Source organism: Klebsiella sp. OBRC7 (assembly GCF_000293135.1).
Taxonomy (GTDB): Bacteria; Pseudomonadota; Gammaproteobacteria; order Enterobacterales; family Enterobacteriaceae; genus Klebsiella; species Klebsiella michiganensis.
Genome location: NZ_ALNJ01000108.1, coordinates 30412 through 56398 on the forward strand (window position 1 = coordinate 30412; position 25987 = coordinate 56398).

Annotated in this window: 22 protein-coding genes; 8 read left to right on the forward strand and 14 right to left on the reverse strand. The window is 58.5% G+C overall.

Translation table 11 applies throughout. The features are described 5' to 3' along the window. Position 1: 1 nt before the first annotated feature. The 5 genes from HMPREF1144_RS21780 (at position 2) to yegS (ending at position 6485) form a co-directional block, all read left to right on the forward strand. A complete protein-coding gene (locus HMPREF1144_RS21780; protein ID WP_004852546.1) occupies positions 2 to 1417 on the forward strand; it encodes an MFS transporter in 1416 nt (471 codons plus the stop codon). Beyond that, entirely contained in the window at positions 1414 to 2949 is a 1536-nt protein-coding gene (baeS, locus tag HMPREF1144_RS21785; protein ID WP_009654018.1) for a two-component system sensor histidine kinase BaeS, read from the forward strand. The genes HMPREF1144_RS21780 and baeS overlap by 4 nt, the downstream gene beginning before the upstream one ends. Next, complete coding sequence (gene baeR, locus HMPREF1144_RS21790; protein ID WP_004852549.1) at positions 2946 to 3668, forward strand: two-component system response regulator BaeR; 723 nt, start codon at positions 2946 to 2948, stop codon at positions 3666 to 3668. Before baeS ends, baeR begins: the two co-directional genes overlap by 4 nt. Before the next feature lie 317 nt (positions 3669 to 3985). Continuing rightward, positions 3986 to 5347, forward strand: coding sequence for a tRNA 5-hydroxyuridine modification protein YegQ (gene yegQ, locus HMPREF1144_RS21795; RefSeq protein WP_009654001.1), 1362 nt, complete (start codon positions 3986 to 3988; stop codon positions 5345 to 5347). A 244-nt stretch (positions 5348 to 5591) separates the two neighbouring features. Continuing rightward, entirely contained in the window at positions 5592 to 6485 is an 894-nt protein-coding gene (gene yegS / locus HMPREF1144_RS21800) for a lipid kinase YegS (protein ID WP_009654032.1), read from the forward strand. Here the strand turns inward: yegS and HMPREF1144_RS21805 are convergent, their stop codons facing one another. From HMPREF1144_RS21805 to dalD, 12 genes are all read right to left on the reverse strand, one after another. Next, positions 6486 to 6956 (reverse strand): hypothetical protein, encoded by a 471-nt coding sequence (locus HMPREF1144_RS21805; RefSeq protein WP_009653973.1) that lies wholly within the window; start codon positions 6954 to 6956, stop codon positions 6486 to 6488. Then, positions 6943 to 7752: a winged helix-turn-helix domain-containing protein gene (locus HMPREF1144_RS21810; RefSeq protein WP_009654020.1), complete on the reverse strand. Its 810-nt coding sequence runs from the start codon at positions 7750 to 7752 to the stop codon at positions 6943 to 6945. Before HMPREF1144_RS21810 ends, HMPREF1144_RS21805 begins: the two co-directional genes overlap by 14 nt. Positions 7753 to 8170: 418 nt before the next feature. Continuing rightward, entirely contained in the window at positions 8171 to 8944 is a 774-nt protein-coding gene (locus HMPREF1144_RS21815; RefSeq protein ID WP_009653962.1) for an ABC transporter ATP-binding protein, read from the reverse strand. Positions 8945 to 8954: 10 nt separating this feature from the next. Further along, positions 8955 to 9818: an ABC transporter ATP-binding protein gene (locus HMPREF1144_RS21820; RefSeq protein WP_009654012.1), complete on the reverse strand. Its 864-nt coding sequence runs from the start codon at positions 9816 to 9818 to the stop codon at positions 8955 to 8957. Continuing rightward, a complete protein-coding gene (locus HMPREF1144_RS21825) occupies positions 9790 to 10695 on the reverse strand; it encodes an ABC transporter permease (RefSeq protein ID WP_002912641.1) in 906 nt (301 codons plus the stop codon). The genes HMPREF1144_RS21820 and HMPREF1144_RS21825 overlap by 29 nt, the downstream gene beginning before the upstream one ends. Beyond that, entirely contained in the window at positions 10692 to 11729 is a 1038-nt protein-coding gene (locus tag HMPREF1144_RS21830) for an ABC transporter permease (RefSeq protein ID WP_004852565.1), read from the reverse strand. The genes HMPREF1144_RS21825 and HMPREF1144_RS21830 overlap by 4 nt, the downstream gene beginning before the upstream one ends. After that, positions 11726 to 13348: an ABC transporter substrate-binding protein gene (locus HMPREF1144_RS21835; protein WP_004852567.1), complete on the reverse strand. Its 1623-nt coding sequence runs from the start codon at positions 13346 to 13348 to the stop codon at positions 11726 to 11728. Before HMPREF1144_RS21835 ends, HMPREF1144_RS21830 begins: the two co-directional genes overlap by 4 nt. Before the next feature lie 209 nt (positions 13349 to 13557). Then, a complete protein-coding gene (locus HMPREF1144_RS21840; RefSeq protein WP_009654033.1) occupies positions 13558 to 14712 on the reverse strand; it encodes a mandelate racemase family protein in 1155 nt (384 codons plus the stop codon). Positions 14713 to 15010: 298 nt separating this feature from the next. Further along, positions 15011 to 15673: an HAD family hydrolase gene (locus HMPREF1144_RS21845; protein ID WP_009654015.1), complete on the reverse strand. Its 663-nt coding sequence runs from the start codon at positions 15671 to 15673 to the stop codon at positions 15011 to 15013. A 48-nt stretch (positions 15674 to 15721) separates the two neighbouring features. After that, positions 15722 to 16999, reverse strand: coding sequence for a D-arabinitol transporter (gene dalT, locus HMPREF1144_RS21850; RefSeq protein WP_004852573.1), 1278 nt, complete (start codon positions 16997 to 16999; stop codon positions 15722 to 15724). Between the two features lie 69 nt (positions 17000 to 17068). Then, positions 17069 to 18532, reverse strand: a complete 1464-nt coding sequence (gene xylB / locus HMPREF1144_RS21855) for a xylulokinase (protein ID WP_009653969.1) — start codon at positions 18530 to 18532, stop codon at positions 17069 to 17071. A 9-nt stretch (positions 18533 to 18541) separates the two neighbouring features. After that, entirely contained in the window at positions 18542 to 19909 is a 1368-nt protein-coding gene (gene dalD, locus HMPREF1144_RS21860) for a D-arabinitol 4-dehydrogenase (protein ID WP_009654042.1), read from the reverse strand. Positions 19910 to 20115: 206 nt separating this feature from the next. Here dalD and HMPREF1144_RS21865 point away from each other — a divergent pair, with 206 nt between their 5' ends. Beyond that, positions 20116 to 21057: a sugar-binding transcriptional regulator gene (locus HMPREF1144_RS21865; protein WP_004852579.1), complete on the forward strand. Its 942-nt coding sequence runs from the start codon at positions 20116 to 20118 to the stop codon at positions 21055 to 21057. 21 nt (positions 21058 to 21078) lie between these two features. Here HMPREF1144_RS21865 and HMPREF1144_RS21870 read toward each other — a convergent pair whose 3' ends face one another. Continuing rightward, the gene (locus HMPREF1144_RS21870; protein ID WP_004852581.1) at positions 21079 to 22080 is read right to left on the reverse strand and encodes a substrate-binding domain-containing protein; all 1002 of its coding nucleotides are present in this window, start codon (positions 22078 to 22080) and stop codon (positions 21079 to 21081) included. Between the two features lie 258 nt (positions 22081 to 22338). On the opposite strand from HMPREF1144_RS21870, the gene HMPREF1144_RS21875 reads away from it, so the two are divergent. Together HMPREF1144_RS21875 and HMPREF1144_RS21880 are read left to right on the forward strand one after the other, a co-directional pair. Further along, positions 22339 to 23088 carry an SDR family oxidoreductase gene (locus tag HMPREF1144_RS21875; RefSeq protein WP_009654041.1) on the forward strand — a complete coding sequence of 250 codons (750 nt, stop codon included), beginning with the start codon at positions 22339 to 22341 and terminating at the stop codon, positions 23086 to 23088. 30 nt (positions 23089 to 23118) lie between these two features. Further along, positions 23119 to 24726 (forward strand): FGGY-family carbohydrate kinase, encoded by a 1608-nt coding sequence (locus HMPREF1144_RS21880; RefSeq protein WP_009654003.1) that lies wholly within the window; start codon positions 23119 to 23121, stop codon positions 24724 to 24726. A 94-nt stretch (positions 24727 to 24820) separates the two neighbouring features. Here HMPREF1144_RS21880 and fbaB read toward each other — a convergent pair whose 3' ends face one another. Beyond that, the gene (gene fbaB / locus HMPREF1144_RS21885) at positions 24821 to 25873 is read right to left on the reverse strand and encodes a class I fructose-bisphosphate aldolase (protein WP_004852587.1); all 1053 of its coding nucleotides are present in this window, start codon (positions 25871 to 25873) and stop codon (positions 24821 to 24823) included. Between the last annotated feature and the right edge of the window lie 114 nt (positions 25874 to 25987).

The following is a 25987-nucleotide window of genomic DNA, read 5'->3' on the forward strand; positions in this document are numbered from 1 at the left end:
CATGACAGATCTTCCCTCCAGCGTGCGCTGGCAGCTGTGGATAGTGGCCTTCGGCTTTTTTATGCAGGCGCTGGATACCACTATCGTTAACACCGCCCTCCCCTCCATGGCGCAGAGCCTCGGGGAGAGCCCGCTGCATATGCATATGGTTATCGTCTCCTATGTGCTAACGGTGGCGGTGATGCTGCCCGCCAGCGGCTGGCTGGCGGACCGGGTTGGGGTGCGGAATATCTTTTTTAGCGCCATCGTGCTGTTTACCGCCGGCTCCCTGTTCTGCGCGCAGGCCGCCACGCTCGATCAGCTGATACTCGCCCGCGTGCTGCAGGGCGTCGGCGGCGCGATGATGGTGCCGGTTGGCCGCCTGACGGTGATGAAAATCGTCCCGCGCAGTCAATATATGGCGGCGATGACCTTCGTCACCCTGCCCGGCCAGGTGGGTCCGCTACTCGGCCCGGCGCTCGGCGGGATGCTGGTGGAGTACGCCTCCTGGCACTGGATCTTCCTGATCAACATTCCGGTCGGCATCGTCGGCGCCATCGCCACGCTGTGCCTGATGCCCAACTACACTCTGCAAACCCGGCGCTTTGATATCTTCGGCTTTATTCTGCTGGCCGCCGGCATGGCGACGCTGACCCTGGCGCTCGACGGTAAAAAAGGACTCGGGCTCTCCCCCCTGTGGCTGACTGCGCTGGTGGCCATCGGCGCGGGGTCAATGCTGTGCTATCTGTGGCACGCGCGCGGCAACCGCAACGCGCTGTTTAGCCTGAAGCTGTTTACCAACCGCACCTTTTCTCTCGGCCTTGGCGGCAGCTTCGCCGGGCGTATCGGCAGCGGCATGCTGCCATTTATGACGCCGGTGTTTTTACAGATCGGCCTCGGCTTTACGCCGTTCCACGCCGGGCTGATGATGATCCCGATGGTGCTCGGCAGCATGGGAATGAAGCGCATTGTGGTCCAGGTGGTCAACCGCTTCGGCTACCGTCGGGTGCTGGTAACCTCAACTATCGGCCTCGCGCTGGTCAGTCTGCTGTTCATGGCCGTCGCCCTCGCTGGCTGGTACTGGCTGCTGCCGGTGGTGCTGTTCCTGCAGGGGATGATCAACGCCAGCCGCTTTTCTTCAATGAATACGCTGACCCTGAAAGATCTGCCCGACGATCTGGCCAGCAGCGGCAATAGCCTGCTGTCGATGGTCATGCAGCTGTCGATGAGTATCGGCGTCACTATCGCCGGGATGCTGCTCGGTCTCTACGGTCAGCAGCATATCAGCGCCGATGCGGCGATCGCTCATCAGGTCTTTCTCTATACCTACTTAAGCATGGCGGTGATTATCGCGCTGCCGGCGCTGATTTTTTCCCGCGTACCGGACGACACCACGACCAATACCGTGATTCGTCGCCGTAAAAGGAGTGAGTCTTGAAGTTCTGGCGTCCCGGCATTACCGGCAAGCTGTTTATCGCGATCCTCGCCACCTGCATCGTGCTGCTGATCAGCATGCACTGGGCGGTGCGTATCAGCTTTGAACGCGGCTTTATTGACTATATCAAGCGCGGCAACGAACAGCGCCTGACCATGCTCGGCGATGCCCTGAGCGAGCAGTATGCCCAGCACGGCAGCTGGACGTTTCTGCGCAACAACGACCGCTTTATTTTCCAGCTGCTGAAAACCTTTGAACGCGACAACGATGACCGCTCGCCGCCGGGCCGCGGTATGAGCCGCGGTCCGATGGATGAGCCGCACGGTGGTCCCGGCCCGGAAGAGATGCCGCCGGACGCCGCGCCGGACCGGCCGCTCGACGGTCCACGCGGCGATCGTGGCGACCGCGGTCCCGGCCCCGATATGCCTCCGCACGGCTGGCGCACGATGTTCTGGGTGGTCGATCAAAAAGGACGCGTACTGGTGGGCCCGCGCGAACGCGTGCCGAAGGACGGTACCCGGCGCAGTATTATGGTCGACGGCGTCGAGGTTGGCGCGGTCATCGCCTCGCCGGTTGAACGCCTGACGCGCAACACCGATATCAACTTTGACCGCCAGCAGAAACGTACCAGCTGGCTGATTGTCGCCCTCGCCACGCTGCTGGCGGCGCTGGCCACCTTCCCGCTGGCGCGCGGTCTGCTCGCGCCGGTTAAACGCCTGGTTGAGGGGACGCACCGTTTGGCGGCCGGCGATTTCTCCACCCGCGTCGCCGCCACCAGCAGCGATGAGCTGGGGCGTCTGGCCAAAGATTTTAACCAGCTGGCCAGCACCCTGGAACGCAACCAGCAGATGCGCCGGGACCTGATGGCCGATATTTCCCACGAGCTACGCACGCCGCTGGCGGTGCTGCGCGGCGAGCTGGAGGCGATTCAGGATGGGATCCGCAAATTTACCCCGGACTCCATCGCCTCCCTGCAGGCGGAAGTCGCCACCCTCACCAAACTGGTTGATGACTTACACCAGCTGTCGATGTCCGATGAAGGCGCCCTCTCCTACCGGAAAACCCCGGTGAATATCATCAATCTGCTGGAGGTCGCCGCCGGCGCGTTTCGCGAGCGCTTCGCCAGCCGCGGGCTGTCGATCGGCGTTTCGCTGCCGGAAAGCGCGACGATTTTCGGCGACCGGGATCGCCTGATGCAGCTGTTTAATAACCTGCTGGAAAACAGCCTGCGCTATACCGATAGCGGCGGCGGCCTGCAGATTAACGCCAGCCAGAGCGGGGATATGCTGGTTCTCGATTTTGCCGATAGCGCCCCCGGCGTCACCGATGAACAGCTGGAGCGGTTGGTTGAGCGTTTTTATCGTACTGAGGGGTCGCGCAATCGTGCCAGCGGCGGATCTGGTTTAGGGCTGGCGATTTGCCTTAACATTGTCGCGGCCCACGGCGGCACTTTGCGTGCCGGCCATTCGCCTTTGGGCGGGGTTAGCATTAAAGTAGAACTACCTCTGGAACGTAATTTATCGAGAGACGTATGACTGAATTACCTGTTGATGAAAACACGCCACGCATTCTTATCGTGGAAGATGAGCCCAAGCTGGGTCAGCTGCTGATCGATTATCTTCAGGCGGCGGGCTATGCCCCGACGCTGATTGATCACGGCGATCGGGTTCTGCCGTACGTTCGCCAGACGCCGCCGCACCTAATCCTGCTGGATCTGATGCTACCCGGCACCGACGGGCTCACCCTGTGCCGGGAAATCCGCCGTTTCTCTGAGGTTCCGGTGGTCATGGTCACCGCCAAAATCGAGGAGATCGACCGCCTGCTGGGGTTAGAAATCGGCGCCGATGACTATATCTGCAAGCCCTACAGCCCGCGTGAGGTGGTGGCCAGGGTCAAGACCATTCTTCGCCGCTGCAAACCGCAGCGCGATCTGCAGGCGCTGGATGCGGAAAGCCCGCTGATTGTCGACGAAGGTCGTTTTCAGGCTTCCTGGCGCGACAAGCTGCTGGACCTTACGCCCGCCGAGTTCCGCCTGCTGAAAACCCTCTCCCAGGAACCGGGTAAAGTCTTCTCGCGCGAACAGCTGCTGAATCATCTGTACGATGATTACCGGGTGGTGACCGACCGAACGATCGATAGCCATATCAAAAACCTGCGGCGTAAGCTGGAGTCGCTGGACGCCGAGCAATCGTTTATCCGCGCCGTTTACGGCGTAGGGTACCGCTGGGAAGCCGACGCCTGCCGGCTGGCATAGTTAGCCCCTGCCCGACTTTTCCCCGGCTCGCGCTGCGCTTAGCCGGGCTACAGGCTCACCGCCGTCTGCGGGGCAGGTAGCCCGGACAGGCGCGTCAAGCGCCGCCTCCGGGGAAAAGCAGCGGCTGAAACCGGCAGTTAGCGACCGCGCGATTCATGCCCTGTAAAGATTTGCCGCCCGCTTATCACCAAAGATACCCGACTGATATTTACTCCCCTCCCCCACGGCGCTACAATGCCCGCCCTTAATGTGGGGGCACTCCCCAACTCGCCGTACCGGGTGCGGCGAATCTGACCTGTCATCAGAACGAGAAAATCATGTTTAAACCGGAACTCCTTTCCCCGGCGGGAACGCTGAAAAATATGCGTTACGCTTTCGCTTATGGCGCAGACGCCGTTTACGCGGGCCAACCGCGCTACTCCCTGCGCGTGCGTAACAACGAATTCAATCACGAAAATCTGCAGCTCGGCATCAACGAAGCCCACGCGCTGGGTAAAAAATTCTATGTGGTGGTTAACATTGCCCCGCATAACGCCAAGCTGAAAACGTTTATTCGCGATCTGAAGCCGGTGGTGGAAATGGGGCCGGACGCGCTGATCATGTCCGACCCGGGGTTGATCATGCTGGTGCGCGAAAATTTCCCGCATATGGATATTCACCTGTCGGTACAGGCCAACGCCGTCAACTGGGCGACGGTCAAGTTCTGGCAGCAAATGGGGCTCACCCGCGTTATTCTCTCCCGCGAGCTGTCGCTGGATGAAATCGCCGAAATTCGCAGCCAGGTGCCGGAAATGGAGATCGAAATTTTCGTTCACGGCGCGCTGTGCATGGCCTACTCCGGCCGCTGCCTGCTCTCAGGCTATATCAACAAACGCGACCCAAACCAGGGGACCTGCACCAACGCCTGCCGCTGGGAGTATAACGTCCAGGAAGGCAAAGAAGACGACGTCGGTAATATCGTGCATAAGCACGAACCGATCCCGGTGCAGAACGTCGAGCCAACGCTGGGTATCGGCGCGCCGACTGACCAGGTGTTTATGATTGAAGAGGCCAAACGTCCGGGCGAATACATGACCGCTTTCGAAGACGAACACGGCACCTACATCATGAACTCGAAAGATCTGCGCGCGATTGCCCACGTTGAGCGCCTGACCCAGATGGGCGTCCACTCGCTGAAAATCGAAGGCCGCACCAAATCACATTACTATTGCGCCCGTACCGCTCAGGTCTACCGCAAGGCCATTGACGATGCTGCCGCTGGCAAACCGTTCGACACCTCCCTGCTGGATACCCTGGAAAACCTCGCGCACCGTGGCTATACCGAAGGCTTCCTGCGTCGCCATACGCACGATGACTACCAGAACTACGAGCACGGCTACTCCGTTTCCGAACGCCAGCAGTTTGTCGGCGAATTTACCGGCGAGCGCAACGGCCAGCTGGCGGCGGTGGCGGTGAAAAACAAATTTTCCGTCGGCGACAGCCTTGAGCTGATGACCCCGCAGGGCAACGTTAACTTTACCCTCGAGCATATGGAAAACGGCAAAGGCGAACGCATGCCGGTCGCGCCGGGCGATGGCCACACGGTATGGTTGCCTGTTCCGGAAGATATGGCGCTGCAGTATGCGCTGCTGATGCGTAATTTTACTGGCCAGACGACCAGAAACCCGCACGGTAACTAGTTAATTTGGGTTATTTTTTCACGATGTAAAGATATTAGAAACGGATCACATACCGGTTCGTTCAAAGCAGATATCATCCATTTCGCTGAAAAACATAACCCATAAATGCTAGCTGTACCAGGAACCACCTCCTTAGCCTGCGTAATCTCCCTTACGCGGGCTTATTTTTTTATCTCTCACCCGGCCTTCCCTTTCCGCATGCGGTACACTTTATGCATCATTGAGCAACAAAGGTCCCCTGATAATGTCCACGTTTCCAGCCAGCTTACTGATTCTGAATGGTAAAGGCGCCAATGAACCGTCCCTGCGAGAGGCGGTTAAACTGTTACGCGACGAAGGTATCGATATTCACGTCCGCGTCACCTGGGAAAAGGGCGATGCCGTTCGGTTTATCGATGAAGCCCTGACGCTGAATGTCGAAACGGTGATTGCCGGCGGCGGCGATGGCACCATCAATGAGGTGGCGACGGCGCTGGTGGAGCGCGACGGCAATCTGGCGCTGGGGATTTTACCGCTGGGCACGGCGAACGACTTCGCCACCAGCGTCGGCATCCCCCAGGATCTGGCCAGCGCCCTGAAGCTGGCCATCGTTGGCCGCGATGTGGCGATAGATGTTGCACGGGTTAACGATAAGACCGGTTTTATTAATATGGCCACCGGCGGTTTTGGCACCCGAATCACGACCGAAACCCCGGAGAAGCTCAAGGCCGCGTTGGGCGGCGTCTCTTATTTAATCCACGGCCTGATGCGCATGGATACGCTTAAGCCTGACCGCTGCGAAATCCGCGGCGAGAACTTTCACTGGCATGGCGACGCGCTGGTCATCGGCATTGGCAACGGGCGCCAGGCCGGCGGCGGCCAGCAGCTGTGCCCGGAAGCGTTAATCAACGACGGCCTGCTGCATCTGCGCATTTTCACCGGCGAAGAGCTAATCCCCGCGCTGTTCAGCACCCTGGCCAATCCGGAAACCTCGCCGAATATTATCGACGGCGTCTCATCGTGGTTCGAGATCACCGCCCCCCACGAGATGACGTTTAATCTCGATGGTGAACCGCTAACCGGCAAAACCTTCCGTATGGAGCTGTTACCGGCCGCGCTACGCTGCCGGCTGCCGCCGGACTGCCCGCTGCTACGTTAATCAGGTTTCGCAAAGTAAAGATGGCGCCCGGCTGGTATACAGCAGCCGGGTACGCCCGTTGAGCCGCTGGATGTTGAGGTAAAACGGCACCTGCGGCTGGAGGAAAAAAGCTGGCAGGATGCGTTTTATATGCTCCTCCTGCTCGGTCTCGCCGATACTGGCAGAGACGGTTTCCGAACGCAGGAAGTAGTGCTGGCCATCGCGGGTAAAGCTAAACCAGATGTTCTGGTTGATAGTAAAGGTTTCACCCTGCGGCGGCGTAATTTCTCCCCGGATAATCGCCAGACCGCGATTACTATCAAATACGTAACTTAAGGAAATATCACCCTGGTAACCTGCATTTAATAGCTGCATCTCGCCGCTGCACTGGAAATGATTGCGCTGCCAGTATTGCCAGGATTTTATCATTATTCCGCTTGATATCCCGATAAATACGATAGCGATTAACCATTTAATTTCACGCGGGCGCATTGGCTACCTCCTTAATGTAATATTTGGTGAGGCATTGATTATCACGCCATTGACTAAATGGCTGACGGCAGCGAATCACCGACACCCGCGCCTGCCCGGGATAAAGCGTCAAATAAACCCACGAATATTCGTCACATTCAAATTTGCTGCGTTTGATAAAATTGACATGACGAACGTGATCAACCACGTCATTATTGGCAAAGAAATGACATTGTTGCGAAAGTTTAGCAATTATGGGTGAATAACTTTGCAAATAAGATTCGAATTCTGTTTGCCACGCAACAAAACCGCCGATCAGACAGCTCAGCAGCGCCGCAAGCCCCCATAACAGAGAGCATCGCGGCCTTAACCGCTTTTTTTCAGGCAAACTCGCAGCCGCGACCTCCTCGTGCACCGGCCCGTCAACGGGCATCCGTGGCTTCTCAGCTGCCAACGCCTGCTCCATCTCGCACGGCTCAGCTTCCATCACCGATATTGTCGCATCCAGCCTGACGCCGACCCTCGGCTGCGTAATAATAATATCGCCCTCCATGCCCAGCTCCTTAAATGCCCGGCGCAAAAGGGAAATATTCTGGTAAAAACCGTTGCTGGTCACCTGTGAACCATGCTTTATCCACACCTCTTCAAAAAAGGTTTCGCGGGCAACGGTGTTGCCATCCTGCTGAATAAGCAGCAATAAACAGCGGCTGGCTGGCATATTTAATGAAACCGTTTTCGTCTCGTCAGCAATGAGTATTAAAGCGCCTCGTTGAGGGATAAATGTAATTCTTCCATTAATCGTATATTTTTTTTCCATCCTGGTCCCTGAGAATAGTATTCAAGTGGATAAGCGGCATGGATACCCTACTCTAAATACGGTAATCCTTTATGACGCAGCTGATAACTTAAGATTATTCGCAGGCGAGTTTACTCTATTACTCAGCGGATCTGGAGGCGTAATACGCAGTTTTTCCTTATCCTTAGCAAGGTTTAAATGAATTTACAGCATGGAATATTTTGAAGTTTAAAGCCAATGTGGTCATTTATTTCAAAATAAATAATAAATACGAGTCATGATTCCAAATATTTTCATTCACACAACAGATACTTTCATTTTAGATCTAAACACCACATTTACATTAATAGACGATACTTATAACTATAAATACATATCATTTCAAAGTTTTATATATGAAAATGGGCGTATTTCCCGAGAGATAATGCGCCCAGAAAGCTTAGTATGCCGCCACCTCGCGCGCCATTTCGCGCGTATATTGCCGGCTGGCGTTAACCAGCATCTGCGTATAGGCCGTTTGCGCCTCGCCGTTGACCAGCGCATCGACGGTTAGGGTTTCAAGGATTTTCCCGTACTGCATTACCGCCACCTTCTGGCATAAATGGGCAATGACGCCCAAATCGTGGGTCACCATCAGGTAAGTGAGTTTAGCCTCCTGCTGCAATTCTGCCAGCAGGTTGAGGATCTCCGCCAGCACCGACACATCCAGCGCCGACGTCGGCTCATCCAGCAGCAGCACCTGCGGCTCAAGGATCAGCGCTCTGGCAATCGCCACGCGCTGCCGCTGGCCACCGGAAAGCTGATGCGGATAGCGTTCGCGAAACGCACGATTGAGGCCCACTTTGTCCAGCAGCGCATTAATCCGCCGGTCGCGATCGTGAATGCGATGAATCTGCAGCGGCTCCTCAAGGATATCGCCAATGGTGTGACGGGGATGCAGCGAACCGTACGGGTCCTGAAATACCATCTGCACCTGACGGCAGCGCTCGCGGCTAATCTCATGCCCTAAGCGCTGCCCGTTAATGGTTAACTCCCCCTGCCAGTGGGTAAACAGCCCCGCCAGGCACTTCAGCACCGTGGTTTTGCCGGAGCCGGACTCCCCCACCAGACCGTAGATCTCACCGGGCTTAACGTGGAAATTAACGTCGTACAGCACCTGGTTACGCTTCTCCCCTTCGCCGAACGCGAGGTTGAGACATTGAACTTCAATCATCATCCACTCCTTATTCCGTTAACCAGCTGGCCTGGCGCTGCAGCACCGGCAGTATCGGGCGACGATGCTGCATATCCGGCAGCGAGTTAATCAGCCCCTGAGTATAGGGATGGCGGGCGTTATCGAGATCGCAGGCGGCAATAGACTCAACCACCCGTCCGGCGTACATCACCAGCACGCGGTCGCAGAAGCTGCGCACCAGATTGATATCGTGGCTGATAAAAATCAGCCCCAGCCCGCGCGACTGAACCAGATCATCCAGCAGGCCCAGCACCTGCAGGCGCACCGACACGTCCAGCGCGGAGGTCGGCTCATCGGCAATCACCAGCTCCGGGTCGGTAATCAGCATCATGGCAATCATGATGCGCTGCCCCTGCCCGCCGGATATCTCATGCGGATAAAGCTGATAAACGCGCTCCGGCTGGCGAATACGCACCACCTCCAGCATCTCCAGCGCCTTAGCCTTCGCCTCATCTTTGCGCCCGGGATGATGGGTCAGCCAGGCCTCGGCGATTTGCTTACCGACGCAGACCACCGGATTAAGCGAATACTTCGGGTCCTGCATAATCATGGAGATACGTTTGCCGCGCACGCCGCGCATCTGCCTTTCAGTAAGATGCAGCAGATTGAGGTTGGCAAACTGCATCCGGCTGGCGCTGACGCGGGCCTTTTTCGAATGCAGCTGCAGCAGCGCGCGCCCAACGGTGGATTTACCTGAACCGGACTCGCCGACAATGGCCAGCTTTTCGCGCCCCAGCTGGAAGGAGACGCCGCGCACGGCATGGGTCACCGCGCTGCCGTTAACAAAGTCGACGCACAGATCGCGCACGTCGAGCAGCGGAGCATTATTCGCTGCGGGGATCGAGGATGTCACGTAGGCCATCTCCTAAGAAGTTAAACGCTAAGCTGTTGATCAGAATCGCCAGCCCCGGAATCGTAACCACCCACCAGCACTCCATCATGTAAGTGCGCCCGCTGGAGATCATCGCCCCCCACTCCGGCTCCGGCGGCTGCGCGCCGAGCCCGAGAAAGCCCAGACCGGCCGCGGTCAGAATGATCCCGGCCATATTCATGGTGATACGGATAATGACCGAGGGCAGACACAGCGGCACGATATGGCGCCAGAGGACGCGGGCCGATGATGCGCCCTGCAAACGCACGGCGGAGATAAAATCGGCCTGGCGCAGAGAGAGCGTTTCGGCGCGCGCCAGGCGGGCTATCGGCGGCCAGGCGGTAAGCGTGATGGCGATAACCACGTGCTCCAGCCCCGGACCTAAAGCGGCGACAAACGCCAGCGCCAGGACCAGACTCGGGAAGGAGATGAAAATATCGGTGACGCGCATCAGCACCATATCGACTTTACCGCCAAAATAGCCGGCGCTGACGCCGAGCAGCAGCCCGAGCGGACCGACGGTCACCGAGACCAGCAGCACGATATAAAGCGTGATACGCGAGCCGTACACCAGGCGGCTAAAGATATCCCGGCCAAACTCATCGGTGCCGAACCAGTGCTGTGCGTTCGGCGCGACCAGCGCGCTGTTCAGGTCCTGCACCAGCGGGTTATACGGCGCAATCAGCGGCGCGAAAATCGCCACCACCAGCAGCAGAAAGATAATTCCGCCGCCGATGGCCGTTAGCGGGTTGCGCGCCATTTTACCGATAAACCCGACGGCCCGCGCCGCCGCGCGTTGCAGCCGCTGACGGCCTTCGCCCGCACCGCCCGAAAGCGGCGAATCCAGAGAAACGGTCATGATTTTGTCCTCGGGTCAAAGAATTGATACAGCATGTCGGAGAGCAGGTTGAGCATCACGAAGATTGCCCCCACCAGCAGCACGCAGCCCATCACCGCATTCATATCGCCCAGCAGCAGGCTACCGGTAAGATAGGAGCCGAAACCCGGCCATGAGAAGACGGTTTCAATCAGCACCGCGCCTTCCAGCAGCGCGCCGTAGGCCAGCGCCACCACCGTCAGCAGCTGCACGAGGATATTACGAAACGCATGGTTCCAGATAACCTGACGCTCGGTCAGCCCTTTCACCCGCGCGGTAATAATGAACTCCTGCGACAGCTGGGCCAGCATAAAGCTGCGGGTCATACGGCTTATATAAGCCAGCGAGTGAAAACCCAGCAGCGAGGCGGGAAGAATCAGATGATTAATGGCGTTCCAGAACACCTGTCCGTTGCCGGCCAGCAGCGCATCAACGGTCATCAGGCCGGTACGGCGCGGCACAATGCCGTCCAGACCGAGGTCTACCCGCCCGGCGCCGCCCACCCAGCCGAGCCAGGCATAGAACACCAGCAGCCCCATCATTCCGACCCAGAAAATCGGCGTCGAGTAGCCCGCCAGGCTGATAATGCGTACCACATAATCGGAGACGCTATTGCGCCGCGCCGCCGCCAGCACGCCCAGCGGAATTCCGAAACCCGCGCCGACGAGAATCGCCATCGTCGCCAGCTCCATGGTGGCCGGGAAGACGCGGATAATATCGTCCACCACCGGTTTCCCGGTCAGCAGCGCATTGCCAAGATCGCCGTGCAACAGGTTGACGAAATAGATGCCAAACTGGGTGGTCAGCGATTTATCAAACCCCAGCTGCTGGTAAACCTGCTGATAAGTACTCTGGTCAGCATCCGGGCCGACGATCGCCAGCACCGGGTCGATAGGCATGACGCGGCCAATGGTAAAGGTCAGCAGCAGCAGGCCGAACAGCGTAATCACCACCTGCAGCAGCCGTTTGGATAAGCGCCGGCCTCGTGAGCCGGGCGCAAGGATTGCAGTACTCATCCTTTCTCTCCTTCGCGGACTTTATAGACGTCACGCAGAAAAGTGGTGGCGGAAGGGTGCGGCTGATACTCCCGTACCTCGTTGCGCACGACGACCGAGTCAACCATCTGTGAAAGCGGAATAAGGGCCGGAACCAGCTGGTCGTAACGCGTCTGAATGGACTGGTAGTCAGCCACCTGTTTTTGCGGATCGCGTTCCAGCAGGGCGCGGTCAATCATCGTATTGAGCTGCGGGTCGTAAAAACCGGTACGCCAGCCCTGAAAGTTGGTCAGGCGCGCCTCATCGCTGTTATCCGGGTTATAGACCAGCGCGCGCAGGCTGGAGTGCGGGTGCGGCTCCATTCCGCTGCCGCCGCGTCCCACCAGCAGGTCAAATTTACGCTCGCGCATCGCGCCGTAGATCTGGTTACCGGTGCCGGTGATGATTTTGGCGTTAATCCCCGCCTGCATCAGCGTCGACTGCACGGCGATAGCGATGTTCAGGAACGGCTGATCCGAGAGGACCCGCAGCGTGGTATCAAAGCCGTTGGGATAGCCCGCTTCCGCCAGCAGCTTTTTCGCCCGCGCCACGTCCAGCTTATAGCCAGGGTCAGGCAGCGTAGACGGCATGCCCGCCTTAATCGGTCGCTGGTGCAGCACCCCGTAGCCCGGCATCAGCGCTTTATTGATGCCCTGGTAGTCAATCAGATAGCGCACCGCTTCGCGCACTTTCGGCTGGGCGAAGTGCGCCTCTTTCATGCTCATCGCCACGTAGTACATGGTGCCGCGCTGCACCGCATCGACGGTCAGCTGCGGGTCGCTGCGCAGGGCGTTAATGTCGGAAACCGCCATATTGTTGGCAATATCGAGGTCGCCTTTTTCGATCATCAGGCGCAGGGTTTGCGACTCCTGGAAATGGCGCAGCACCACGCGGCTCATTTTCGCCTCGCCGCGCCAGTAGTCGGGATTGCGCTTCATGCGCAGCACGTCTTTCGCCTGCCAGGTTTCCAGCGTGAACGGCCCGGAACCGGCTTCATGAGTGGTCAGCCAGCGGTTGCCCCAGTCGTTATCCTGTTCGTGGCTCTGCACCGTTTTGCTATCGAGGACCCCGAGGTTGCCCAGCGCCGCCAGCGAGTAGATCACCAGCTGCGGGTCATTATCTTTCGGTAACACGATTTGTACCGTCACGTCGTCCGGGGCGCTCACCTGGTTATCAATATTTTTCTGACTGAAGCCGTAGGATTTCCACACTGATGCCTGGGCGAGGTTGAGATGTAAAATACGCCGCATCGACCACACCACATCAGCGGCGGTCAGCGGGTTGCCGGAGTGAAATTTCACGTCGTCGCGCAGATGAAAGGTCAGGGTTTTGCCGTCGGGGCTGATGTCCCAGGACTTCGCCAGCGCGGGCTTAACGTTGGTGAGCTGCTCAGGGTCAAGCTCCACCAGCGAATCGTAGAGGTTGACCACGATCCCCACCACTTCATTACCGGTCATCGCCGCCGGGTCCAGGGTGAGCAGGTTATTCATATTCATACCGATGATGAGCTGGTCGGGCGGCGTTTTCGCCATCGCCACCCCGCTCCCCATCGACACGGCGAGCGCGAGCAAACACGCTGCCAGTCGGGAGGTTTTTTTCATATCTATCGCCTGTAGGGTACACGCCCGTCATCATTCGCGCCGCAGCTACGTTGGCTTCATCTCCTCACCCCAGTCACTTACCTGATGTAAGCTCCCGGGGATTCGTTGATTTGCCGCCTTGCTGCAACACGACTGATTTAGGGCCTGGTTTATTTTTTTATCCATTAGCCCTAATCCAATAAACCTTTAGCCTTTGGAATTTTTATTAATCAGTCGTGGCTAACGGTATTGGCTTCGATATACGCAAAATTAATGTCTTCGCCGAGACCCGGACGTTGTGACAGATGCACAAAGCCCTGGTCATCCATCGGGTCGACAAGGCTGTTGAGATAAGCCGCCGGTTCATCGTAGTCGAGGAACGGATGCAGCAGGCCGCGCTCGTACCAGCGGCAATTGCGGATCGCACCGACTACCGCCAGGCTTGCCGCGCCGTTGCCGTGGACTTCGCAGTCCATACCGAAGGATTCCGCCAGCGCCGCCACCTTCATGGTTGGCGTGATGCCGCCCACGCCGTTGGCCCCGGCGCGCAGGATGTCGCAGGCTCCGGCTTTCACCCACTCGGCGCGCATATGATGCTTGCCGCCGAAGCTCTCCGGTCCGACGATGGGAATTGACAGGTTTTCCGCCAGCCAGGCGTAGGAAGACATCGAATCCTCCTCCATCGGCTCCTCAAACCACGCGAAGTTGAGTTTTTCCAGCTCTTTGCCGATCCACAGCGCCTCGGCGCGGCTGTACCAGTGATAACCGTCAATCATCAGGTCGATATCCGGCCCTACCGCTTCGCGCACCGCCGCGCAGGCTTTAATGTCCATCTTCGGATTGGGCGCAAACGCAATCGGCGGCATCCAGGTGTGCAGCTTGATGGCCTTATAGCCGCGGGTGACCAGCTTTTCGGCAAAAGCAGCATACTCTTCCGGGGTCGACAGACCGCCAGGCAGATCGTCGCCGCACATGGTGCTGCCGTAGGCCGGGACGGTGTCGCGATAGCCGCCGAGCAGCTTGTAAACCGGCATCTTGAGGCTACGGCCTATCAGGTCCCACAGCGCCTGTTCAACAAACGACAGCGCGCGCTCCGTTAGCTGATGTGCGCTACCGCGCTGCCAGTGGTTAAGATCCTGCCAGATACGCTCGCGGTTAAACGGGTCCTGCCCCACCAGCACCTTGCGGAAAAAGGTATTCACCACGAACGGGCGCACCACTTCCGGAGGCGCAAACGAAAAGCCCTGCGCGCCATCATCGGCGGTGATGCTCAGCATCGCCATTTTGGCCATGCTTTCCGCCCCCGGATGGGAGTGCCCGGCGCTGTCGGAAACCCGACGCGTGGGATACTGGAAAACGGTGACATTTACAGATTCAATTTTCATGCTCGGTCCTTATCACGGCCAAATCCGATCGATAGAAGCAAATCGGTAAAGTGGTTTCACATTATTGAAAATACGTTTCAATATCTAATCTAAGCACAATTACGTAGCAGCGCCTCGGACAAACACCGCTAAGCAAGGCAATAAATTTGGGCATTGGCACAACAAGGCGTGACTGTTTTCACAAAAGATAAGCGAAATGTGAGGCGGATCGGCATGGTGAAAAAGGGGGCGTGAGCGCAGAAAAGAGAGTAACCGACCGTGTACATCCCGGGATTTTCTGCGCTCACGAAAGGGTGAGTTATTCGACCGTCTCCGCCTCGGCGGTGAGGGCTTCCAGCAGTTCAGGCAGCGCCCGGTAGCGGCCAGCGGCGCCCTGAAAACGCGCGTGGTGGCTATCTTCAGCAATCACTATCGTGGCAATCCCCGCCGCCTGGGCGGCGCTGTAGCCGTTGAAGCTGTCTTCGATCACCAGGCACCGGCTGGCGTCGAGATTCAGCTTATCCAACGTCGTCAGATACACCGCCGGATGCGGCTTGCCCTGCGCTTCATCGTCCGCGCTGCAAATCACATCAAAATAGTGCCAGAGCGAGAGCTTGTTCAGTACGGCGGCGATAACCTGCCGGGACGAGGAGGTGGCGAGGGCAATGTTATAACCGGTATGGCGAAAATAACGTAATGCCTCATGCACGCCGCGCATCGGCTCGCCTTCGGCGGCGATCAGGCCGGTAATACGCTGCAATATCGCGGCCTCAAGCCGCTGCGGGGCAAGCTCAAGCTGGCAATAGCGGCACCAGGTGCGGGCAATATCGTCGAGGCGTTTGCCTTTGGTCAGGGTTTCGCACTCCTCGACGCTCGCCGTTGCCCCCCACTGCGCGAGGGCGTCGATTTGCGCCTGCCGCCACAGGGCTTCGGAATCAATAATTACGCCATCCATGTCAAAAATCACTGCCTGAATACTCATCATCCACCTCATTAAGGCTGGCATGCCTTGTATGCCAGCCGCATCACCTTAAGAGAACTCCACCTGCTCGCTGGCCGGTGCTTCCTTGTGGGAAAAACCCGGCTGCTCGACGCGGATAAACGCACAGAGGAAAAAAGCCGCCACGTACAGCGCGGTATAGGCGATCACCACCCCAATGGTGCTGAAGAACGGTAGCAAAATCACCGCAATGGCTGGCGCAAGAAAGTTCGACATCCCCGCCGACAGGTTATATACCGAAATGGCCGCCCCTTTGTGCTGCGGCTCCAGCGCCGGGAAAACGGCCGCCAGCGGTACGAACGCGGCGACAAAGATCCCCAGGGCAATGGCCGGAAGCAGCGCCATCGCGAAGTTATGTCCGAAGTGCTGCGGAATGTAATAAAACGCCAGGCTGGAGAGCGCCATGCCGATGCAGCCGAACCAGCGCACCACCTTCATCCAGCCCAGTTTTTCGCCCAGAATGCCCCACAGCACGTTAGAGAAAATGGTGGTGAAGAAGAAAACCGCCCATACCTGCAGCCACTCGGAGGTAGTAAAGCCCAGCTCATCGACGAACATCATCGGCATAATCACCGCAAAGCCGAACAGCGACAGGGTGTTGATAATTCTCACCATGCTCGACAGCAGAATATTGCGGTTGGTATAGAGCAGCGTCGCCGCGCGGCCCAGTTCGGCAAACTTCTCGCGGGTGGTCAGGTTCTGCATATGGTGCGGCGTTTTAATATGGCGCAGGGAAGCCAGCGCAATGATGCCGCCGGTGACGCAGAAAGCCAGCGCCAGCCACAAGGTTCCCAGCTCGCCGATATGCGGAATGGTAAAGCTCGGAATATAGCTGCCGAACACGCCGATGCCGATCGAGTAAACCGCCCAGAACCAGCCGATCGCCGAACTGGCGTTATCGCTTTTCACGTTGTGGATAATGGCGACGATAAACGAGTAAAGGAACAGCGGATAGGCGAAGCCGCGGATGCCGTAGAAAACCAGGATCAGGGCATAGTTCGCGTGGCCGAGGCCGAAGACGAGAAACAGCACGTGGAACACGCACCACAACACGAAGCCAATCATCATGGTTTTCAGCGGGGTAATGATTTCCGCTACCACCCCGGAGATCCACGCCGACAGCGCGGCGGCCAGGCCGTAGAGGGTAAAGGCGAACGATGCCTGCGCCGGGGAGAAGCCGAGCTCTTTGATATAGTGCGACAGGAATGCCAGTTCAAAACCGTCACCGGTCATGAATACGGCAATGGCGATGTATCCCCAGAGCAGGTTCAGGGGTAAACCGAGCCACTGTTTATTATTGATGGACATAATGACCTCGTTTTTAGGGTACAGGAGGCCGCTCCGGTCAGTTCACCGGAGCGGTTATGGTGATAAAAATTAATGCTGCCGATAGTTCAGATCGTTTAAATACAGGGCCTTAAACTGCGCATAGCGCCGCATCAGGGTTTGATGGCGTACCGGGTCCGCGCGCCAGGTCTGCCAGATCTCCGGTTTTTCACAGACTTCGGCAATCGGTTTGCCCACCGCCAGGCAGGCCAGCCGCGCCGCGCCCAGCGCGCCGCCGGTCTCTCCGCCTTTGTGGGTCACCACCGGCATATCGAGAATATCGGCCAACAGCTGCGCCCAGAACGGGCTGCGGGCGCCGCCGCCAACCAGCGAACATTGTTCGATCTGCGTACCGCTCTCTTTTAGCACCTGCAGACCGTCGTTGATGCCGAAGCTCACCCCTTCCAGCACCGCGTAGCCGAGTTGGGCGCGCAGGCTGGAGTGGGTCATGCCCCAGAACATGCCGCGCGCGTCAGGATCGTTGTGCGGGGTACGTTCGCCGGAGAGATAGGGTAAGAAGAACGGCGCGTGGGACTTCTCCTCTACGCTAAGTTCGGCAATCTCCTCCAGCAGCGCCACTTCCGTGGTGCCGGTCAGGCGGCAGAACCACTGCAAACAGCTGGCGGCGCTGAGCATCACGCTCATCTGATGCCACAGATTCGGCAGCACGTGACAAAACGCATGGACCGCCGACTGCGGAGCCGGACGATAGGCGTCGGTCACCACAAACAGCACCCCGGAGGTGCCAAGCGAAATGAACGCATCCCCGGGCGAAACCGCGCCGACGCCTATGGCGCTGACCGCGTTATCGCCGCCGCCTCCGGCTACCGCTACCGAGGCGTTCAGCCCCCAGCGTTCGGCCACCTGCGGGTCAAGGGTGGCGGAAACCTCGCAGCCTTCGACCAGGGTCGGCATCTGGCTGCGCGCCAGGCCGCATTTATCCAGCAGAGCGTCGGACCAGTCGCGCTTCGCCACGTCCAGCCACAGCGTCCCGGCGGCGTCGGACATATCGGAGACTTTTTTACCGGTCATCCGGTAGCGCAGATAATCCTTCGGCAGCAGCACCGTGGCGGTGCGCTGAAAGTTTTCCGGCTCATGGCGACGCACCCACAGCAGCTTCGGCGCGGTAAAGCCCGGCATCGCCAGGTTTCCCGCCACCTGATGCAGCTCCGGCGCCATCTCTTCCAGCTCCGCGCACTCCGCGGCGCAGCGGGTGTCGTTCCACAGAATGGCCGGGCGAATCACCTCCCCCTCGGCATCCAACAGGACCGCGCCGTGCATCTGCCCGGAAAGGCCAATGGCCTTAATGGCCGGCCAGTGCTGGGCGCATTTTTCCCGCAGCGTGGTCATCAGATACTCCGTCGCCTCCCACCATGACTGCGGGGACTGTTCTGACCAGTGCGGATGGGGCCGCTGAATGCTCAGCGGCGCGCTATGGCTGGCGATAACCTCATTGTTCTCATCAATGACCAGCGCTTTGACTTCCGATGTGCCGAGATCGATACCCAGATACATAGCCACCTCTTAGTTAATCAGCGTAAAAACGGCCGCCACTTTTTCGCGCATCAGCGCGAGGAAATCGGCGTTTTCGGCCAGTTCGCCAAACAGCGCTGTATTACGGGCGTACAGGGCCACCGGATCCTGAGCTTCAAACATTTCATGTACCGCCTGAGCGTCGAGGATGCCGTCCTGGTACTGATACGGCAGGGTTCCTTTATGCCACTGTTCCATAAAGACGAAGAACAGCGCGGGCAGCATGGCGGTGGCTTCCGGGCGGACGCCGCGCTGGTAGCACTCCTGCAGGGTTGGGGCGATCATCGCCGGAATTTTCGAGAAGCCATCGGCGGCGACGCGCTGGTTGGTGTCCTGGATATATGGGTTGGTAAAGCGTTTGAGCACCACGTCGCGATAGGCCGGTAGGTCAATGCCGTTATCGCCGAGGCATGGGATCACATCTTCCGTAACGTAGCGGTCGGCAATGGCGTAGATGAAATCCGTTAGCGTGCTTTCATGAATGAACTGCTGGCCGATTAACGTTCCCGCCCACGCAATGCAGCTGTGCGACGAGTTCAGAATGCGAATTTTCGCCTCTTCGTAAGGAATAACCGACGCCACCATCTCAACCCCGACCGCTTCCAGGTTCGGGCGTTCATCGCGGAAGTTGTTTTCCACCACCCACTGGATAAAGGTCTCGCCCATCACCGGCGCTTTATCGTCAATGCCGGTCTGCGCTTTGATGCGCGCGGGCAGGTCCGCCGCCGGGCGCGGGGTGATGCGGTCTACCATGGTATTCGGACAGGTGGTGTTGGCGGCCATCCAGTCAATCACCACCTGCTTGCCGGTTAGCTGCAGGAACTCAACCATACCGTCGTGGAAGCGTTCGCCGTTATGGCGCACGTTATCGCAGTTCAACAGAGTCAGCGGCCCGGCGTTGTCCGCCATACGTTTTTCCAGAATCCGCGCGATAGTGCCGTAAATCGTTTTGCACTCCCCTGCCAGATCGGCCTGCAAATCGGGGTTGCTGGTTTCCAGCTTATAGCGGGTATTCAGGTAGTAGCCACCTTCCGTCACGGTGAAGGCGATGACTTTGGTCTGCGGGTTTGCCCCTTCGTTAATCAGCGGCTGCAGCCCGGCCTGCCACGGCAGCAGTTTCTGAATGGAGGTGATCTCTTCATATTCACGTTCCCCTTCCGGGCTGACGGTTTCCAGCACATAGCGCCCGCCCTGCGCCGCCAGCGCCTGAACCACCTGTTCGGCGTCGTTGCGGATATTCCCCGCCGCGATGTGCCAGCGTTTATCTCCGGAAGCGATCAGACGATGCAGATACCACGCCTGATGCGCGCGATGAAAAGAACCCAGACCAATGTGAAGCCATGTGAATTGATTGTTCATGTTCCGCTCTCCTTGAGTTGATGGCCTCACTGTAAATGATCAATTGACCAAAATAAGATCCACGGATCACAAAAGAACAATTACCCAATAAAATTACAAATGACCAGAAAAGAGCAAAAGCTTGCCAGTTTTCCCGACCACGGCGAGAATGCGGGTATTCGCCGGGCGAAATTATCGCCGCGGCCCGACACTTAGGGCAGGACAGCATGAGCAAAGAAGATGATATCCGGCTGGATCAAAAGGTCCGCGCCGCGTGGATGTACTACATCGCCGGGCAGAATCAGAGCGAGATCGCCAGCCAGCTTGGCACGTCGCGGCCGGTGGTACAGCGGCTGATCGCCGCCGCGAAAGAAGAAGGAATTGTGTCGATTAGCCTGCACCACCCGGTGGCGAACTGCCTCAACTATGCGCAGCTGCTGCAGGAGAAGTACCGGCTTATCGAGTGCAATATCGTGCCCGCCTTTAACGAAGAAAGCACCCTCGATAGCGTCTCCTTCGGCTGCTATCAGCTGATGGCCCGCTATCTGCAGGATGATAAAGAGAAAATCATCGGCCTGGGTTCCGGCCTGACCCTGAAAAAAGCGCTGCAGCGCATCGACTTCGATAGTCTGAACACCCGCTGCGTCGCCCTGATCAGCGCCATGGACGCCGACGGCCAATGTAACTATTACGATGACGTCCCGCTGCTGCTAACCAGCAAAATTAAAGCCAAGTACTATCAGTGGCCCGCGCCGCGCTACGCGCAGACCCAGGACGAGTACGACATGTGGTGCACCAGCCGGCTGTTTCGCAGCGTTTCCGCCGTCGCCCGCCGGGCGGACGTTATTTTTGTCGGCATTGGGCCATTAGGTACCCAAAGCCCCATCTTCAAAGACGGCTTTATCAATCAGGCACAGATGGATGAGCTGACCGCCCGCGGCGGTATCGGCGAGATCATGGGGCGCTTTATTGATGCCGAAGGCGGCGTGGTTGACAGCGAAATCAACAGAATGATTACAAGCTATGACATTCGCCAGAACCAGTGCCCGCGCATCGCGGTAGCGTGCGGCGAGTACAAACGTCCGGCGATTCTGGCGGCGCTTAAAGGTGGCTGGATCAATGGCCTGGTGACCGATGAACATACCGCCCGCTGGCTGCTGACGCGCTAACGTCAACCGCCAGAAAGCGGCTCAGCGGCTGCTCATCAACAGCGGCGGGATTTCAATCCGCTGCTGGCTGGCATCGCCGGAATCGATAATCTGAAACACCGCTTCCAGCATCGCCGGCACGTCCTGCTGCACCATGTCGATATCGTGCCCCAGCAGATAGACAAACGGGTCCCAGTCGAAGCAGCCCATCGGCGGCTGCTCGCTGCCGGTAAGTCCCGCCTGCGACAGCCAACGCACCACCCCTTCCAGCGATATTGTCGAGTTGACAAATAGCCCCGGCAATGGGGTCTTCGCGGTAGCAAACCGCTCCTGCAGGCAGGCCTCAACTTTGCCTTTTGAATAGCCGGGCGCCAGGATATTTTCCTGCGGCACGACCAGCCCCTGCTCCCGATGCGCATCGTGGAAGCCGCGTAAACGCTCGCGGGTGTTATGGTCGCTGCTGCGCCCGCCGATAAAGGTCAGCGGCGCCAGCGCTCCCCGGCGGCGAGCGCTGTTGGCGAGGATTTTGTGGGTCAGCGCCTTCGCGCCGCCGTAGTTATCCGATATCACCGACGGGGCGACAGAGCCCGGCAGGTCGAGATTGACCGTGGGCACGCCTGCCTGCTGGCACAGGGCGGTAATTGTGTCCGGATTGGTTGCCCCTGTGGCCACCACCCAGTCAACCTGCCAGGAGAGCATCGCTTTTACCGCTTCGATCTCCAGCTCCGGCCTCCGGCGCGTACAGGTGATAATCGGCAGCAGGCCGCGCGCTCGGGCCATCTCCTCAAAGCGCTCCGCCACCGACCCGAAATAGCGGTTATCGTATTTGGGGATAATCATACCGATGACGCGCGATTTTTTGCTGCGCAGCATGCTGGCCTGGCGGTTAATCGCATAGCCCTGCTCCTCGGCAATCCGCGTCACCTTTTCGGCAAGCTTCGCGCTGATGCGGCGCTTTTTCCAGTTGCCGTTGAGGATAGCGCTCACCGCGCTCGCCGAAACGCCGGACAGTTCAGCCAGGTCGTAAATCGTGATTTTCTTCATTTTCCCAACTTGCGTCACAAAATCATTTCGCTGTTAATTTCCCCACTTGCTCAATCGATGAAGCTAGCGCAACATGAGCTTCATCGATTGAGCTTCCATTTTACTTCCCGAAGTATTAACGCATTCAGCGTGAATACGCCAGCGAACATCAAAGAAATGACGCTCATATTCAATACCTTAACAAGTTTTCGTCTCCAGCGTCGAACGCGATGCCCTCTCGTTCGATAGTTCCAACCAGACTCTGTAAAGGATTATAAAATGAACCACTCTGTCTCCTCTATGAATACTTCCCTTAGCGGTAAAGTCGCCGCCATTACCGGCGCGGCGTCCGGTATCGGCCTCGAATGCGCCAGGACCCTGCTGGACGCTGGCGCAAAAGTGGTGCTTATCGACCGTGAAGGCGAGAAGCTCAACAAACTTATCGCCGAACTCGGCGAAAACGCCTTCGCCCTGCAGGTTGACCTGATGCAGGCGGATCAGGTCGATAATATTCTGCAGGGTATTTTGCAGCTCACCGGGCGTCTCGATATTTTCCACGCCAACGCCGGAGCGTACATCGGCGGGCCGGTGGCCGAGGGCGATCCGGACGTGTGGGACCGCGTGCTGCACCTCAACACTAACGCCGCCTTCCGCTGCGTGCGCAGCGTGCTGCCGCATCTTATCGCGCAAAAGTCCGGGGACATTATCTTCACCAGCTCTATCGCGGGGGTGGTGCCGGTTATCTGGGAGCCTATCTATACCGCATCGAAATTTGCCGTCCAGGCATTTGTGCATACTACCCGTCGCCAGGTTTCCCAGTACGGCGTGCGCGTTGGCGCCGTGCTGCCGGGCCCGGTGGTCACCGCCCTGCTGGACGACTGGCCGAAAGCCAAAATGGACGAAGCGCTGGCCAACGGCAGCCTGATGCAGCCGATTGAGGTGGCCGAGTCGGTGCTGTTTATGGTGACGCGCTCGAAAAACGTCACCGTGCGCGACATTGTGATCCTGCCGAACAGCGTGGATCTCTGACCGTTCAACCAGACTGTGTGAGAGGATGTTATGCAAATCGATACGCAACATATTATTGGCGTCGATGTCGGTTCGGGCAGCGTTCGCGCCGGGGTGTTCAATCTGCGGGGCGAGCTTCTCGCCCACGCGACGCGGGAAATTACCCTGTTTCGCAGCGCCGGAAGCGTGGTCGAACAGTCGAGCCGCGAGATCTGGCAGGCGGTGTGCTACTGCATTAAAACGGCGGTGGCCAGCGCCGGGGTCGCGCCGTCATCGATTGCCGGGATCGGCTTCGATGCCACCTGCTCGCTGGTGGTGATTGGCGATAACGACGCCCCGCTGGCGGTCGGGCCTTCGGAAGATGCGGAGCGCAACATTATCGTCTGGATGGATCACCGCGCCACCGGGCAGGCGGAAAAGATCAACGCCACGGGCCACGCCGTGCTGCAGTACGTCGGCGGTAAAATCTCGCCGGAGATGGAAACGCCGAAAATTCTCTGGCTGAAGGAGAACCGCCCGCACATTTACCAGCAGGCGCGCCACTTCTTCGACCTCGCCGATTATCTCACCTGGCGCTCGACCGGCGATTTAGCCCGCTCGGTCTGTACCGTGACCTGTAAATGGACCTACCTGGCGCATGAACAACGCTGGGATGCCGACTACTTCCGCCAGATTGGCCTTGAAGAGCTGGCGGATGAAGATTTTGTCCGTATCGGCCAGCGGATTGTCGATCCGGGAACCCCCTGCGGCGAAGGCCTTTGCGCCACGGCGGCAGAGGAGATGGGGCTGCCGATCGGTACGCCGGTGGCGGTCGGTATGATTGACGCCCACGCGGGCGGCATCGGCACCGTCGGCGTGCTTAACGGCGCGGTTAGCAATATGGCCTACGTCTTCGGCACCTCCTCCTGCACTATGACCACTACTCAGGAAGCGGTATTCGTGCCTGGCGTCTGGGGGCCGTATTACTCGGCGATGGTGCCAGGGTTCTGGCTGAGTGAGGGTGGTCAGAGCGCGGCTGGAGCGGCCATCGACCAGCTGCTGAGCTTCCATCCCGCCGCCGCCGAGGCTAAGGCGCTGGCCAGGGCGAGCGGCGTCCCGCTGCCGGTTTATCTTGCCGATAGCGTGCTGGCGAAAGTGGAACGTCCTTCTGCCGCGGTTAAACTCGCCGCCGGGCTGCACGTGGTGCCTGAATTTTTAGGTAATCGTGCGCCGCTGGCCGACCCGCATGCGAAAGCGATTATCGCCGGGCTGGGGATGGAGCGGGATCTGGACAACCTGATGGCGCTCTACGTCGCCGGATTGTGCGGCATCGGCTACGGCCTGCGGCAGATTATTGACGCCCAGAAGGCGTGCGGCATCCACAGCGAGAATATCGTCATCAGCGGCGGAGCCGGGCAGCATCCGCTGGTGCGCCAGCTGCTGGCGGACGCCTGCGGAGTGAGCGTGGTGAGTACCGAATCCAGCGAACCGGTGCTGTTAGGTTCGGCGATTCTCGGCGCGGTGGCCGGCCAGATTGCTCCGTCCCTGCCGGAAGCGATGAAGCAGTTTACCCGGGTGGATAAAACCTACCGCTGCGTTGCCCAGTATAGCGCCGATCATCAGCGGCGCTATGAAGCGTATAAAACGCTACAGCACACGGCGCGGCTGATTCGCGAGTAAGCAAGATCCCGGGCTGCGGCGTAAACGCCTTACCCGGGCTACCAGACCGCACGAAACCGTAGCCCGGCCAGGCGTAGCGCCGCCACGCGAGTGCTTAAGCGATGGTGACTTTGCCGTCCAGATAGACATCCTGCACGGCATTGATCAGCTTCACGCCGTCGGCCATCGATTTTTTAAACGCCTTACGGCCCAGAATCAGCCCCATGCCGCCCGCGCGCTTATTGATAACCGCGGTGCGCACGGCGTCGGAGAGATCGGTTTCCCCGCCCGCGGCGCCGCCGGAGTTAATCAGCCCGGCGCGACCCATATAGCAGTTCGCCAGCTGGTAACGCACCAGATCGATCGGATTATCGCTGGTGAGCTTGCTGTAAACCCGGTCATCAGTATAGCCGAAGTTCACCGCTTTATAGCCGCCGTTATTTTCCGCCATTTTCTGCTTCACGATATCCGCGCCGATGGTCGCCGCCAGATGGTTAGCCTGGCCGGTTAAGTCAGCGGAAACGTGGTAGTCGACGCCATCTTTCTTAAACGCCGAATTACGCAGATAGGCCCACAGTACGGTCACCAGGCCCAGTTCGTGCGCGCGCTCAAACGCAGCGGAGATTTCTTCGATTTGACGACGAGACTGTTCGGAACCGAAATAGATCGTCGCCCCGACCGCCACGGCCCCCATATTGAACGCCTGCTCAACGCTGGCGTACAGCGTCTGATCGTATTCGGTCGGGTAGCTCAGCGTTTCGTTATGGTTCAGCTTGACCAGGAAGGGGATGCGGTGCGCATAGCGGCGCGACACCGAGGCCAGCACGCCATAGGTGGAGGCCACGCAGTTACAACCGGCCTCAATGGCCAGTTCGACGATATTTTTCGGATCAAAGTACAGTGGGTTGGCGGCAAAAGAGGCGCCAGCAGAATGCTCTACGCCCTGGTCGACCGGCAGGATCGACAGATAGCCGGTTCCCGCCAGGCGGCCGGTGTTATACAGGGTTTGCATATTACGCAGCACCGCCGGCGGACGGTTGTTATCAACCATCACCCGATCGACGTAATCCGACCCCGGCAAATAGAGCTGGTCGGCTGGAATCGTCATACAGCGGTGCTGTAAAAGCGTGTCGGCATCTTTGCCAAGCAACTGCGTAATATCAGTCATAGCGATCTCCCGTAAGTGCCGGTCGAAACCGGCATGCGTTTTCCCAACCCAATTATTTTGGGCAGGTTAAGCCTGGTACCGACTCAGCAGATTTTCCAGCCGGGAGCCTATTTT